We start from the raw sequence: 13275 nt of genomic DNA on the forward strand, positions 1-13275 counted from the left end.
ATTCACCGTTCCATGAACCGCAGGTATTTCGCTGCCTGGATTTCGAAGGAACGCCGCGCTGCCGGGCTTAACCCGTCCGCCACGAAAGGCTCAGCTTCAACGCCGGCGCTGCGGCCGTTTCCGGTCCGCGCCCACGTACCGACTATTTCCCCGCCGGACACGATCATCCGTTTGAAAACGCCGTTGCCACCCGGGACCACCTTCTCGAAATGCCCGGGCGGCAGGACGAGGCTCCGGTCCGTGTACCCGAGCAGGAATTCATCGAATCCCGGCAAGGCGAGGACGGTGCGCGCGCCGGGAACGCCGTCGTCGAGCAATGCGGCGGTTTCGGGCGTGAGCCAATAGGACACGTCGCTGACGACGAGCTCGACAAGTTCGGCCCGGATCGCCTCGTGGGCGGCCTTGACCTCGGTCTTGGGGATCCCGGTCCACCAGGCGAAGTCGGAAAGCGTAGCCGGACCGTGGCTGCGCAGGTACGTGAGCAGGAACTCGGCGATCCCCTCCTCGCGGTCCAGCGCCCGGGATTCCGGAATCCACTCATCGAAGGCCACGAACAGCTGCTGCCCAAGCGCCTTGCCGCCCGCACCCGCAGGCGGTCCCTGCACCAGCCAGGCGTTCTGGCAAAGAATCCACAGCAAGTGGATGCCTCGCTGGGCGGCGGTTGCCTGGCCCGCGGATTCGAAAATCTTGAAAAGCTCCTCGCGAGTGGCGCCGGGACTGCCGGAGACTCGTTCCAAGGCGAGGTCACTGCACGCCCCGATGTCGGCTTCCGTGATGCCGAGGTCCCGGTGGCGCGTCGCAGCCGAGCGCATGATGCGATCGGTGGTGATGGCGAGGATCCAGCGGAGGTTCCGGGGGAGAACAAGGTGCAGCGTGCCGCGCATCGGCCATGAACGCACCACTGTGCCGTTCTCCAGTGATTCCAGGACATCTGAGAGCCCCGAACCGGGAACCCGCTGCCCCACTGCCCAAAATGCCGAGGCGAGGTCCTGGGCCTGCATGGCGCCCATCCTGGACACGCAGTCTTCCACGCTGGAGAATCCGCCGAGCAGCCCTTGGCTGGCGAGACGGAGCCTTCCAACGACCTTCGGGGTGACACGGACCTTCGCCAAAGCTGCCATGCGCTCATCATAGGCTGGCTGGCGGACAGCTTCAGTCCTCGATTCAGGTACCTGAGCAACTCCCATGGCACTCCCAGCGGCCTTCCAGCGGGCCCTTTTAGGCTGAGGCCATGCTGTTCGGTGAGTTGGGTCCGTTACTCCGGCCGCTCAGCCGTCGGTTAGCGGCCGCCGGTTGGTGCGCTGCCGCCGTCGGGCTTGTCTGCGGCTTGGCCATAGCCGTTGGTGCGGGAGTGCGGTTGTCGCCCTCCATGGAAACCGTGCAGCAAATCGGTCTCATCGCAACTGGTGCCGCGGCTGTCTTCCTCGGTCTGGCAGCCGCGTGCCAGCCTTCGGGCGATCGGGAATTCGACGACTCGGAATCGGGTTTCCAAGCCAGCGCGGCCGACCAGGTGCGCAGCTTCCTGCTCGCCGCCGTCGTGATGCTCCTCGGCGTGGTCGGCTTCGCGACCGCCGGTTGGATGTCCCCCGGCGGCCCCTCCCCGCAGAGCGTCGCGTTCAGCCAGATCTTCCTCCTGGGAGCGGCCAGTTGCGGGCTGACTTACTTGCTCCTCAACAAAGTCCTGCACATCGGAAAACACTGAGCGCTTCCTGACTGGAAGCCCTTACAGCGCGACGCCGATCAGCAGCGGTTCGGGGTGCAGTTCAATTCCAAAGCGCTCGACGACGCCCCGGCGCACCTCGCGCGCGATGGCCACCAAGTCCGAAGCCGACGCCCCACCCCTGTTGGTGATGGCCAAGGTGTGCTTGGTGGACAGTGACGCCCGGCCGCCCGAAACGCTCGCAGGATCCAGGCCGAAGCCCTTCCCGAACCCGGCTTGATCGATCAACCAGGCCGCCGAAAGCTTCACCAGGCCATCGCTGCCGGCCGGATAACGCGGAGCGGAGTCGGGAAGCGATTCTGAAGCCGAAGCCGGAATGATCGGATTGGTGAAGAAGGAACCGGTGGAATATGTATCCCGGTCGGCCGGATCCAGCACCATTCCCTTGGAGGCGCGGAGGCGGAGCACCTCGCGGCGCACGTCGTTGGAATAGGCACGCTTGCCGGCTTCGACTCCCAGGACCTTCGCAAGCTCCGCGTAGCGGATGGGGGCGCTCATCCGCCCGAGGGGCAGTTGGAATTCAACCGTCAACACGACGTACCGCGGTGAACCGTCCACCGTGGTCTGCTTGAGGATCGAGTCCCGGTAGCTGAACTTGAGCTCGGAGTTCGTGAACGTCTGGACCGCGTTCCGTTCCCGGTCCCACGTGCGCACAGCCGCGATGGTCTGTGAAACATCCGCGCCATACGCCCCTACATTCTGTACCGGGGTGGCACCTGTCGCGCCCGGGATGCCGGAAAGGGCCTCCAGCCCGGACCAAGCGTGCAACACGGAATGCTCCACGAGCGAGTCCCAGTTGTGCCCGGCCTGGACCACCACGGAGACGCCGCCGCAGCTGTCCTCGGAATTCACTTCGAACCCCTCGGAAGCGATTTTGAGCACCGTGCCCGGGTACCCGTCGTCGGAAACCAGGAGGTTGGATCCCCCGCCGACGATGAGCAGGCGCTCCCCTGCCGCGTCTGCCGAACGGACGGCGTCGATGATTTCCGCTTCGCTGCGCGCCTCCACGAAAGCGCCGGCAGGGCCGCCAACTGCGGAGGTGGTCAGGTCGGAAAGCATTGTCTGGATCACCCAACCAGCCTAGCCGGGATCCACCGCCCCCACCGACTGCATCAGGCGCCACCGCGACAAGTCTGTCGCGGTGGCGCCTGATACCGATTCTTTCAGCTCGCTCAAGCGAGCTTCACAACGGCCTGGGACTTCATCAGGACTTTCTGGCCGCCGAAGGTGACGGTCAGGTCGATGCGCGCGGTGCGGGCATCGACGTCGAGCGCGCCAACCACTCCGGCGACTTCGATCACGGCGCCCGGCTCGCTCGTTCCGGTGGTGTCCGTGACCAGCACCGGTTTGGTGAACCGCGTTTGGTAGTCGACGACGGCGGCAGGGTCGCCTGCCCAGTCGCTCACCAGCTGCACGGCGGAACCCATCGTGAACATGCCGTGGGCGATGACTCCCGGGAGCTCCACCGACGTCGCGAAGGATTCGTTCCAGTGGATGGGGTTGAAGTCGCCGGACGCGCCTGCGTACTTGACGAGGTCCTGGCGGGTGACGTCGATGCTCCTGCTGCCGATCTCCTGGCCGACCGCGAGTTCTTCAAATTTCAAAGCCATGGTTACTGCCCCTCTCCGCGGACCAGGATGGACGAGATGGTGGTGACGACCGGACCGCCGTCGGCATCGGTGATTTCCGAACGCGTGGTGATCATCGCCCCGCCACCCATGGCGCGGACGCCGTCGACGTGCAGTTCGGCCCGCAGCTGGTCGCCGGCGACGATCGCCCGGTGGTGGGTGAAGCGCTGGTCGGCGTGGACTACGCGGCTGAAATCGATTCCGGAGTCGGGGTCTTCGATCAGCCGGGCATCGGCACGCTGGGCGACGATGATGGCGAAGGTCGGCGGAGCGACGAGGTCCCTGTGGCCGAGGGCTTGGGCGGCCTCGACGTCGAAATGGGCCGGGTGCGTGGCCTTCACGGCCCGGGCGAATTCCCGGATCTTCTCGCGGCCGACGTCATACACCTCTGCGGCAGGGTAGCTGCGGCCCTGCAAATCCGGGTTAATAGTCATGTTCCAACCCTATCGGGCCGGTTGGCCCGTTACTGCGCGGGCGGGCTTACGGCACGGGCAGGCCGTTACCGCGCAGGCGGGCCGAACCAGGTGGTGAGTGCCTCGGCGAGGCCCTCGGTGGTGCCGTTCCCGACCCACGCGACGTATCCGTCGGGCCTGACCAGGACGGCGGTCGGGGCATCGACCTCTCCGAGCACGGGGAGATCCCATGCACCCACATATTCAACGTCGATCAGTTCAACCTGGTCCGCCCAGGCGGTGATGTCGACGGCGTCGAACATGAACCAGCCGGGCTCACCAAAGTTGAGCAGTACCGGCCGTGCGCGGTGCAGGAGGGTGAAAACCCGGACGGGCCCTTCGGCAGTGGTGACCTCAAGATCCGGCATGCGACGGCCGAGCAAGGGATGCCCCTCCTCCGGGCCGTAGTGGACGTCGAGTCCGGACATCATGGCAGCGAACTTCTTGCGCGGCTCTTCCATACCGAGGAGTTCGGCGATCACGTCGCCCACGGCTTTGATGCGGTCGTCGGGGCGGCGGAGCGCTACTTGCGCCATGGTGTTTCGCAGGAGGCGGGCAGCAATGGGATGGCGCTCGGCATGGTAGCTGTCCAGAAGGCTCTCGGGTGAGGATTCATTGACGACCCGGCCAAGTTTCCATCCCAGGTTCATGGCGTCCTGTACACCGATGTTGAGTCCCTGCCCGCCGTCGGGAGCATGGACATGCGCCGCATCACCGGCGAGAAGGACGCGGCCGTTCCTGTACGTGTCCGCTTGCCGGGTGGTGTCCGTGAACCTCGAGATATAGCTGGGATTGTGGGCGCCGTAGTCCGTGCCGCAGGCCGCGATAAGTGCGTTGCTGAGGTCGCTCAGGGTGGGTTCGTTCTTGTGTTGGGCATGTTCCTCGGTGACCATGACGCCCACGGGTCCGCCATCGGCGTACTCCACTTCGCCGTCGCGGATCCGGTACTCGCGCTTACCGAAGGAATAGATGCCAAAGGGCCCGCGGTGGACGCCGAACTCCGGTTCCTCCGTCATCTCGACTTCGGCGATCAGGCTGCTGGTGGTCGGATCCCAGCCGGGAAAATCGATTCCGGCCGTTTTGCGCACGAGGCTCCGACCGCCGTCGCACCCCACAAGGTATTGCGCACGCACCGACTGCCCGGTGGAAAGTTCGACGTCGACTCCGGACTTGTCCTGGCTGAAGCCGAGCACTTCCACGCCGTAATGGACCTTGACTCCCAACTCACGGGTCCACTCGGCCAGGATGCGCTCAATGTGTTTCTGCCACAACCCGAGCCCGTAGTTGTGCCGGGTGGGAAATTCGCTGATGTCCAGCTTGACCCCGGCGAAGCCAGCCACTTGGGCGGTTTGTCCCTCGGCAAGGAAGCGATCGGCGATTCCGCGCTGTTCGAAGGCTTCGATGGTGCGCGAGTGCAGGCCACCGGCTCGTGAACCGGCAAGATCCTGGTTGGGACGCCGCTCGACAACGAAGGCGTCAACACCCGCCAAGGCCAGTTCGCCCGCGAGCGTGAGGCCCACAGGACCGGCCCCGGCAATCACCACCGCATGTCCGGCCACTGCCACCTCCGCTACTTTTTCAGGCCTTTGCGGATTTGTTGCCCACGAACCACCATGCCCACCACGTGCAAGATCAGCCCAAGCCCGATGACCGCGAGCGATGCGTCAGCGAGCCCCTGGTTGTGCGAGGTGTTACCGACAATCGTCAGGATAATCCCGACGGCGATAAGCCCCATCGCGCTGAAAACCAGCGTCTTGTAGGTAGTGGAAGCGGTGGCCCAGAATTCGTTCAGCACCAGCCAAGTTTAGGCCACAAGCCCGGTATGGGCGGACGCTCGTGCACATCAGGCATGAGCGTCCGCCCGAAACCGGCAGCGAAAGGAACTACAGGGAGGGCTGGACGCCGAAGGCGACGGCGAGCTTCATGATCTTCTCCGCGCGGCCAAGGCGCGGGAGGTCCGAACCGTCGCGGATGACGCGGCCGTTCGCTTCGAAGTCGCTCATGAAGTCGGTTGCCCAGGCGACGTCCGACGGCGTGGGGCTGATGACTTCGTTGATGACCGTGGTCTGGTCGATGGCCAGGCAGAGCTTGCCGGTCATGCCCATGGTCACGGTGATGCCGGTTTGCTCCCGCAAGATCGGGTGGTTGGTGCCGACGGTCGGGCCGTCGATGGGGCCCGGCAGGTTGCCTACGCGGCTCGCGACGACGAGCTTGGCCCGCGGGTAGGCCATGGCTTCGGGGGTTGCGGCCATGCCGGTGTCGCGGCGGAAGTCACCGGAACCGAAAGCGAGGCGGAAGGCGCCTTGGGCACGGGCGATGTGGTTGGCTTCCTCGATGCCGAGGGCGGATTCCACGAGGGCGATCACGGGGGTCTTGCCGTCCATGCGGTGGAAGGACTCCGTCACCTGGTCCGCGGACTCGGTCTTGGCCAGCATGACGCCGAGCAGGCCGGGGGTGCCGCGGAGGCCGGCAAGGTCATCGGCCCAGAACGGGCTCGTGGCGTCGTTGATGCGGACCCATGCCTGGCCGCCGCCGGACAACCAGTTGATGACGTTCTCCCGGGCGGTGTCCTTCTGGGAGGGGTCGACGGCGTCCTCGATGTCGAGGATGATTGCGTCCGCGCGCGAGATGGCTGACTGGTCGAAAAGCTCCGTTTTCATGGCGTTTACGAGGAGCCAGGAACGGGCGATATCGGCAGGAATGTTACGGGTGGACCGAATGGACTCGGCGGCGGTGCTAGACGTCATGTATATACCGTATCCGCCCTGCCGCCGGGAACGCGAAGAATCGGGCGCAGGTGTGAGTTTCACTACGAACAAATCAAATGTGACAGGGACCCGGGCGCCCGGTGCCTGCGAGTGGTCATTTACCGGCCGGCGGGGCCGCGGTGGATCCGCGCACTTCGAGGGTGGCCGGGACGAGGTGGATCCGCTGGAGCTGGACCGGCGCCTCAAGCCGCTCGGCGAGGAACCGTCCGGCCTGGACGCCGATAGCGAAGTTGCCATTGTCCACGGAGGTCAGCGAGAGGTGGCGGATCCGGGAGAGGTATGTGTTGTCGTAACCCACCACGGAGAGATCCGAAGGCACATGGAGGCCTTGATCTGCGGCTGCTGAAAGTGCCCCGATCGCGGCGATGTCGTTGAACGCGAAGATTGCGGTGGGCCTCTTCTTCCGGGTCAGGAGGCGGCGTGAGGCAGCATAGCCGCTCTCTTCGCTCATGCCGCCGGTCTCGGTGAATTCCTCCGGATCGAGTCCGGCGTCGATCATGGCCTCGCGGAAACCGGCGAGGCGCAATTGGCCGATTTCTCCGGGTCCGCTCAAGTGGGCAATGTAGGTGTGCCCAAGGTCAATGAGGTGTTGCGTCGCTTCGCGGGCACCCGCAGCATCGTCATTCACCACGATGTCCACGTTGGGAAGTTTCGGATCCCGTGTCCCCGCGAGGACCACCGGGATCACTTCGGCCGCCGCTTGGATGGCATCGAATTCGGGCGTCGTTCCGACGACGACCAGCCCGTCGATGCCTTGTTGGAGCATGGCCTCCACTGAACGCCGCCCGACGCGCTGGTCGGTGTAACTGTCTGCGAGGACCGGTGACAAGCCCGAGGCGTGCAGGGTCGCAGTGAGGGCTTCCAGGACGTCCACGAACCAAGGGTTGCGGAGGTCATTGAGCAGGACGCCGATGGTGTCGCTCTTGGTCCTCGAGAGCCCGCGTGCGTGGGCGTTTGGCTTGTACCCGAGTTCGGCGATGGCTTCGAGCACCACCATCCGGCGGGCGTCGCTTACGTGTGGAGCGTCGCGGAGTACGAGGGACACCAGCGATTTGGACACTCCGGCGCGCTCGGCGACGTCGCGGATGGTCGGCTGCCGCGGCGATCGCGCGCCGGCGTCAGGCTCGGGCATTTCGTCTCCTTAGGTCGAATCCAAGTGTAGGGCTTGCGCTCCCCGAATTACTGACGCAATATGGAACGGTCTAAATTTGTCCAAATCAGCCTCATGCGCCACGCATTGCCGCATGCAACAGCAGCAAGGCACGGCTGCGGAGCACAGCCGCACACAACAAAGGAGTCACCGTGATCGAGCTAGAAGGACCGCGCCTTCGCGCCGGAATGGTAGGAGGCGGGCAGGGCGCGGACATCGGGAAGACCCACCGCTTCGGCCTGCGCCTGGATGACCGGTATTCCCTGGAAGCGGGGGTGTTCGGCCGCGACGCCGGACAGTCGGCACGGATAGCAGGGAGCCTCGGGATTGCGCCCGGGCGGAGCTACGCCGGCTATGAGGAAATGGCAGAAGCCGAGGCTGAACGCCCGGACGGCATCGACGTCGTGGTGGTTGCCACGCCGAACGATAGCCACTTCCCTATCGCAAAGGCCTTCCTGGAAAAGGGCATCGCCGTGGTGTGCGAGAAGCCGCTCACGGGTGACTCCGCAAGCGCCGCGGAACTCGTGCGGATCGCCGCGGAGAACAATACGATCCTCGCCGTCCCGCATTGCTACTCCGCCTACCCGATGGTTCGCGAGGCTGCCCGCATGATCCGCGACGGCGCGCTGGGGCGCATCACATTCGTCGACGTCGAGCACGCCTCGGGCTGGGCCGCCACGCCTTTGGAACTGACCGGGCACAAGCAAGCCTCCTGGCGCACGAATCCGGACATCGCCGGTTTCCCCAGCGTGGTGGCCGACCTCGGCACGCACGCCTACCACCTCGCCCGCTACATCACGGGCCTGGAGGCCGAGGAACTCGCCGGCCAGCTCCATACGTTCGTTCCCGGCCGCCAGGTGTTCGACAACGCGACAATATCTTTGCGGTTCGACGGCGGCGTCCCCGGCCGGATTTGGGCGAGCATGGCGGCCACCGGGCACAACCACGGCCTGCGCATCCGGATCTTCGGCGATGCCGGGAGCCTCGAATGGCAACACGAGGACCCGCACCACTTGTCCGTACAGGACCTGGATGGCTCCACCACCATCCTCACGCATGGCCTCAGCACGCTCTCCGACGACGCCGCCCGCCTCACCCGGGTGGGACTGGGCCACCCCGAAGGCTTCCTGGAAGCTTTCGCGAATTTCTACCTCGACCTCGCGGACGAACTCGCCGCGCGCCGCGACGGCCGCGAGAGCACTGTCCGCGAATTGTCCTTCCCCACCGGCATCGATGGGCTCCTCGGCGTGCAGTTCGTCGAAGCCGTCGCCGCATCACACGCCAACAACGGAGCCTGGACCGTCCCGTCCGGCGCCATCAGCCAGGAGGTCTGACCATGCAACGCTTCGCCCTGATCGGCGCCGGATTCATCGGTTCCGTGCACGCCGCCAACCTCGCCGCGAATCCGGACGTGGACTTCGCGCTCGTGTACGAGGTCGACCCGCAGCGGGCGGCGACGGTCGCCGGATCGTTCGGTGCCGCCGTCGCTCATAGCTTGGATGAGGTGTTCGACGCCGGGACGGTGGACGCGGTGTTCGTGGCCTCCTCGACGGACACCCACGCGGAACATGTGCGGCGGGCGGCGGATGCGGGGATCGCGGTGTTGTGCGAGAAGCCGATCGACCTCGATCTTGCCCACGCGAAGGAAACCGCCGAATACGCCGCGCAGCGCTCGACGCGGGCCATGGTGGATTTCAACCGCCGCTTCGACCGCGACTACGCCGAACTGAAACGGATCGTTGATTCGGGCGAAATCGGCAGCGTGGAACTCATCCAGCTTTCGAGCCGTGGACCTGCGATGCCTCCGCTCGAGTACATTGCCGTTTCGGGCGGGCAGATGCGCGACCAGGCGGTCCATTTCTTTGACCTCGCGCGTTGGATTGCCGGCGTGGATCCCGTGGAGGTCTTTGCGACTGGATCTACGATGGCCGAGCCGCGGCTGGCCGACTACGGTGACGTCGACACGTCCGTGGTCAGCCTTCGCCTGCCGGGCGGCGCCCTGGTCCAGATCGACTGCACCCGCCGCACGGGCTACGGCTACGACGAGCGCATCGAGGTGCTCGGTTCCAAGGGCATGGCGGAAGCGCGGCGGCACCGCAACGGCAATGTGTCGCGTTACGGTGCCGGCACCGTGACGGACGACGGCCTCCACCCTGGCTGGTTCGAGCGGGTCAAGCCCACGTACGCAGCAGCACTCGCCGCTTTCGTGGACGCGCTCGAGAAGGGCACCCCGATCACGCCGTCGCTTGAAGACGGACTCAAGGCGCAGGCCATCGCCGAAGCGGCCACGCGGTCCTTGGCCAGCGGCCGGTCGGAGCCGATCAAGTATTAACCCAGCCGTGCGGCCAAACCGCAAGGCACACGTGCAAAAAGGACCATCAAAGCGGCGTTAAAGGGCTGCGAGGTTCACGAATCTCAATAGAACGACACCGGGGGACATTGTGTCCCCCGGTGTCTTTGAATTTCCCGGAATTGCGCCCGATTTCCCCCGGTTTCCCGCCGTTTCCGAGCGTTACCGCCGGGCTTTCCATCGCTTCTGGAGATGCGATTACATCGTTCCCACCGGCTTTCCGGCCGGGTTCGGACCAACGAAATCCATTCCCCAGAAAGTAGCTCCCCATGAAACTGCAACTGCCCCTGCTAAGCGTCGCGGCCGCCGTCGTACTTGCGCTGACGGTGACCGGTTGCGGCGGCTCGGCCCAGGCAGGAGACCAGCCCGGCGGCACGGCGAACGGCCAGCCGGAAGTCAAGGTACTCCGCTACCAGGGCTCGGCCAACAACGTGGGCCTCGCCGAGCTCGCCCAAGACCTCGGCTACCTGGGCGACATCAAGCTTGACTGGGTGGGCAACACCACCAGCGGCCCCCAGGACATCCAGTCTGCGGCCACCAACCAGACCGACTTCGGCGGAGCATTCGCCGGAGCCGTGGTGAAACTGGAGGAAGCCGGCGCTCCCGTCACCGCCGTCGTGAACTACTACGGCGAAGACCAGAAGACCTTCAACGGCTTCTACGTCAAGGCCGACAGCCCCATCAAGGCACCGCGTGACCTCATCGGCAAGAAGATCGCGGTCAATACCCTTGGCGCCCACTCCGAAGCGGTCATCAACACCTACCTGACGAAGAACGGGCTCAGCCAGGATGAGATCAAGCAGGTCCAATTGGTAGTTGTTCCGCCCAACGACACCGAAGAAGCGCTGCGCCGCGGCCAAGTGGACGTCGCGTCCCTCGGCGGGGTCCTGCAGGATCATGCGATCGCCGCGGGCGGCCTCCGTTCGCTCTTCAATGACTATGAACTGTTCGGCACCTTCGCCGGCGGGCAGATCGTGCTCCGCAACGACTTCATCGCCAAGAATCCGAACACCGCCAGGATCTTCACCACAGCTGTTGCGAAGGCGATCAAATGGGAAACCGATACGCCCCGTGATGAAGTGATCGCCCGGTTCAAGAAGATCATCGACGCCCGCGGACGCAACGAAAGCACCGCCAACCTGCAGTACTGGAAGAGCCCGGGCGTGCCGGACAACGGCGTGATCAAGGACGAGGACTTCAGCCGCTGGGCGACCTGGCTCAAGACCGCCGGAATCGTCAAGGGCGATCTGACGCCGTCGAAGTACTACACGAACAAGTTCAACGAGCTCGCGACCGGCGCTTTCAGCACTTCCACCCCCAGCACCGCGAGCAAGGGATCGTGATGACCGCCAAAATCAGCCTCCAGAACGTCAGCAAGCAATTCACGGTCCGCGCCGGAAAGGGACCGAAAGGCCTCAAAGGCGGCGCGAAAGAAGCAACCATCCTGACCGCCCTCGACGCACTCAGCCTGGACGTGCGCGACGGCGAATTCCTCACCCTGGTGGGGCCAAGCGGTTCCGGCAAGACCACCTTGCTGGACCTCCTGGCCGGTCTGACCACGCCCACCTCCGGCGAGGTATTGGTGGACGGCCGGCCGGTGACGGGACCCGGGAAGGACCGAGCCGTGGTTTTCCAGCAGTATGCGCTGTTCCCGTGGCGGACTGCCTCCGCCAACGTCTCCATCGGCCTCGAAGGCAAAGGCCCGGATGGCCGCAAGCTCACTCGCCGCGAGCGCGCCGCCAAGGCTAGCGAATACCTCGCGTTGGTGGGTCTGGCCGGCTTCGAGGACCGCTTCCCGCACGAGCTCTCGGGCGGCATGAAGCAGCGCGTGGCCATCGCCCGTAGCCTCGCTTATGAGCCCGACGTGCTGCTCATGGATGAGCCTTTCGCCGCCTTGGACGCCCAGACCCGCGAACAGCTCCAGGACGAACTCCTGCGCATTTGGCGGGCGACCGGCAAGACGATCGTGTTCATCACCCACGGGATCGACGAGGCCGTGTACCTGGGGCAGCGCGTCGCCGTCCTGAGTGCACGCCCAGGCCGGCTCAAGGAAATCGTGGACGTGGATATTCCGGACCGCGTCGGCGACGAGGACATCCGCTCGCATCCCGCCTTCGTCGAGCAACGCCACAAGGTCTGGACTTTGCTCCACGATGAGGTCCGCGTGGCCCAGGATGCCGGCCACCGAAAGATCCTGCCCGACGGAACCGCTCCCGACGAAACACCGACCACCAACCCCTCAAACCATGAAAGGAGCGCAGCCTGATGAGCACCACACTCACCCGCCAGGCCGCCGCGGCCACCGCGCCAAGCCAGCCTCCCGCCGTCGGGAGCCACAGTCCGTCCAAGACGACAAGCAAGCGTGCGACGGCGGCCGCCACCTTCCTGCGGGCCGTCGCCGCCCGCCTCGGTTCAGGCGTGTGGAAGGTGGCCGGGATCCTCGCGTTCCTTGCCCTGTGGGAGCTCGGTCCGACGTACCTCGCGGACTCCTCCACGAGGGTCTTCCTGCCGCCGCTGCACGACGTCCTCGCCGCGTGGGGCAAGCTCTATGAATCCGGAACCATCCAAGGACACTTGGCAGCGAGCCTCACGCGCTCCGTAACCGGATTCGGTGCAGCCCTCGTGGCAGGCATTTCCCTCGGCTTGCTGATCGCCTGGTACCCGCGGCTCAATGCCATCCTCAATCCGCTGCTGGAACTGTTCCGCAACACCGCCGCGCTCGCCCTGCTCCCGGTTTTCACGCTGCTTCTGGGGATCGGAGAGGAATCCAAGATCAGCATTGTGGCCTACGCCGCGTTCTTCCCCGTGCTGCTCAACACGATCGCCGGGGTGAAGACGGTGGATCCCCTGCTCATCCGGGCTGCGAAGTCGCTTGGCTTGAACAGCTTCCGGCTCTTCCAGAAGGTCATCCTGCCCTCGGCTGTTCCCACGATCTTCACGGGCATCCGCATGGCGGGCACCGCCTCCATCCTGGTGCTCATTGCCGCAGAAATGGTCGGCGCCAAGGCCGGGCTCGGCTATTTGATCGTGAACGCCCAGAGCAGCTTCCTCATCCCGGACATGTACGCGGGAATCCTCACGGTGTCCTTGCTGGGCCTTGCCGTGAACTTCCTGCTCGTCGCCTTGGAACGGCACTTCTCCCGGTGGCGGACCGCCGTCGGGGCCGCTTCCTCCTGATACCCGCACCACCAGAACCCACAAAGTAAG

Annotated in this window: 14 protein-coding genes; 6 read left to right on the plus strand and 8 right to left on the minus strand. The window is 65.3% G+C overall.

Features of this window, described 5'->3' with window-relative positions; genetic code table 11:
- Window positions 1-2: 2 nt before the first annotated feature.
- Window positions 3-1121: a winged helix DNA-binding domain-containing protein gene (locus tag E1809_RS01295; RefSeq protein ID WP_133202414.1), complete on the minus strand. Its 1119-nt coding sequence runs from the start codon at window positions 1119-1121 to the stop codon at window positions 3-5.
- 110 nt (window positions 1122-1231) lie between these two features.
- Between E1809_RS01295 and E1809_RS01300 the strand changes: the two genes are divergently transcribed.
- Window positions 1232-1702, plus strand: a complete 471-nt coding sequence (locus E1809_RS01300; RefSeq protein WP_133202415.1) for a hypothetical protein — start codon at window positions 1232-1234, stop codon at window positions 1700-1702.
- 21 nt (window positions 1703-1723) lie between these two features.
- Here E1809_RS01300 and E1809_RS01305 read toward each other — a convergent pair whose 3' ends face one another.
- From E1809_RS01305 to E1809_RS01335, 7 genes are all read right to left on the minus strand, one after another.
- Entirely contained in the window at window positions 1724-2791 is a 1068-nt protein-coding gene (locus E1809_RS01305; protein WP_133202416.1) for a UDP-N-acetylmuramate dehydrogenase, read from the minus strand.
- A 101-nt stretch (window positions 2792-2892) separates the two neighbouring features.
- A complete protein-coding gene (locus E1809_RS01310; protein WP_133202417.1) occupies window positions 2893-3330 on the minus strand; it encodes a MaoC family dehydratase in 438 nt (145 codons plus the stop codon).
- A gap of 2 nt (window positions 3331-3332) precedes the next feature.
- Window positions 3333-3782: a MaoC family dehydratase N-terminal domain-containing protein gene (locus E1809_RS01315; RefSeq protein WP_133202418.1), complete on the minus strand. Its 450-nt coding sequence runs from the start codon at window positions 3780-3782 to the stop codon at window positions 3333-3335.
- Window positions 3783-3847: 65 nt separating this feature from the next.
- The gene (locus tag E1809_RS01320; RefSeq protein ID WP_133202509.1) at window positions 3848-5359 is read right to left on the minus strand and encodes an FAD-dependent monooxygenase; all 1512 of its coding nucleotides are present in this window, start codon (window positions 5357-5359) and stop codon (window positions 3848-3850) included.
- Between the two features lie 11 nt (window positions 5360-5370).
- Window positions 5371-5595 (minus strand): DUF3188 domain-containing protein, encoded by a 225-nt coding sequence (locus E1809_RS01325; RefSeq protein ID WP_133202419.1) that lies wholly within the window; start codon window positions 5593-5595, stop codon window positions 5371-5373.
- A gap of 88 nt (window positions 5596-5683) precedes the next feature.
- The gene (locus E1809_RS01330) at window positions 5684-6547 is read right to left on the minus strand and encodes an HpcH/HpaI aldolase/citrate lyase family protein (protein ID WP_133202420.1); all 864 of its coding nucleotides are present in this window, start codon (window positions 6545-6547) and stop codon (window positions 5684-5686) included.
- Between the two features lie 115 nt (window positions 6548-6662).
- Complete coding sequence (locus E1809_RS01335; protein ID WP_133202421.1) at window positions 6663-7700, minus strand: LacI family DNA-binding transcriptional regulator; 1038 nt, start codon at window positions 7698-7700, stop codon at window positions 6663-6665.
- Between the two features lie 170 nt (window positions 7701-7870).
- On the opposite strand from E1809_RS01335, the gene E1809_RS01340 reads away from it, so the two are divergent.
- The 5 genes from E1809_RS01340 to E1809_RS01360 all read left to right on the plus strand — a co-directional run bounded on the left by E1809_RS01340 (window position 7871) and on the right by E1809_RS01360 (window position 13245).
- Window positions 7871-9052, plus strand: a complete 1182-nt coding sequence (locus E1809_RS01340; RefSeq protein WP_235835371.1) for a Gfo/Idh/MocA family protein — start codon at window positions 7871-7873, stop codon at window positions 9050-9052.
- A 2-nt stretch (window positions 9053-9054) separates the two neighbouring features.
- Window positions 9055-10050 carry a Gfo/Idh/MocA family oxidoreductase gene (locus E1809_RS01345; protein ID WP_133202422.1) on the plus strand — a complete coding sequence of 332 codons (996 nt, stop codon included), beginning with the start codon at window positions 9055-9057 and terminating at the stop codon, window positions 10048-10050.
- Window positions 10051-10337: 287 nt separating this feature from the next.
- A complete protein-coding gene (locus tag E1809_RS01350) occupies window positions 10338-11411 on the plus strand; it encodes an ABC transporter substrate-binding protein (protein WP_133202423.1) in 1074 nt (357 codons plus the stop codon).
- A complete protein-coding gene (locus tag E1809_RS01355) occupies window positions 11411-12334 on the plus strand; it encodes an ABC transporter ATP-binding protein (protein WP_133202424.1) in 924 nt (307 codons plus the stop codon). The genes E1809_RS01350 and E1809_RS01355 overlap by 1 nt, the downstream gene beginning before the upstream one ends.
- Window positions 12334-13245: an ABC transporter permease gene (locus tag E1809_RS01360; RefSeq protein ID WP_133202425.1), complete on the plus strand. Its 912-nt coding sequence runs from the start codon at window positions 12334-12336 to the stop codon at window positions 13243-13245. Before E1809_RS01355 ends, E1809_RS01360 begins: the two co-directional genes overlap by 1 nt.
- Window positions 13246-13275 lie beyond the last annotated feature (30 nt).

The organism is Arthrobacter terricola (genome assembly GCF_004354015.1).
In the GTDB taxonomy this organism is placed as follows: Bacteria; Actinomycetota; Actinomycetes; order Actinomycetales; family Micrococcaceae; genus Arthrobacter; species Arthrobacter terricola.

Bases quoted from the DNA above. Each gene is read 5' to 3' on its own strand.
- E1809_RS01330 (WP_133202420.1), bottom strand. From the start codon at position 6,547: ATGACGTCTAGCACCGCCGCCGAGTCCATTCGGTCCACCCGTAACATT.
- E1809_RS01310 (WP_133202417.1), bottom strand. From the start codon at position 3,330: ATGGCTTTGAAATTTGAAGAACTCGCGGTCGGCCAGGAGATCGGCAGC.
- E1809_RS01295 (WP_133202414.1), bottom strand. From the start codon at position 1,121: ATGGCAGCTTTGGCGAAGGTCCGTGTCACCCCGAAGGTCGTTGGAAGG.
- E1809_RS01300 (WP_133202415.1), top strand. From the start codon at position 1,232: ATGCTGTTCGGTGAGTTGGGTCCGTTACTCCGGCCGCTCAGCCGTCGG.
- E1809_RS01355 (WP_133202424.1), top strand. From the start codon at position 11,411: ATGACCGCCAAAATCAGCCTCCAGAACGTCAGCAAGCAATTCACGGTC.
- E1809_RS01315 (WP_133202418.1), bottom strand. From the start codon at position 3,782: ATGACTATTAACCCGGATTTGCAGGGCCGCAGCTACCCTGCCGCAGAG.
- E1809_RS01335 (WP_133202421.1), bottom strand. From the start codon at position 7,700: ATGCCCGAGCCTGACGCCGGCGCGCGATCGCCGCGGCAGCCGACCATC.
- E1809_RS01350 (WP_133202423.1), top strand. From the start codon at position 10,338: ATGAAACTGCAACTGCCCCTGCTAAGCGTCGCGGCCGCCGTCGTACTT.
- E1809_RS01360 (WP_133202425.1), top strand. From the start codon at position 12,334: ATGAGCACCACACTCACCCGCCAGGCCGCCGCGGCCACCGCGCCAAGC.
- E1809_RS01345 (WP_133202422.1), top strand. From the start codon at position 9,055: ATGCAACGCTTCGCCCTGATCGGCGCCGGATTCATCGGTTCCGTGCAC.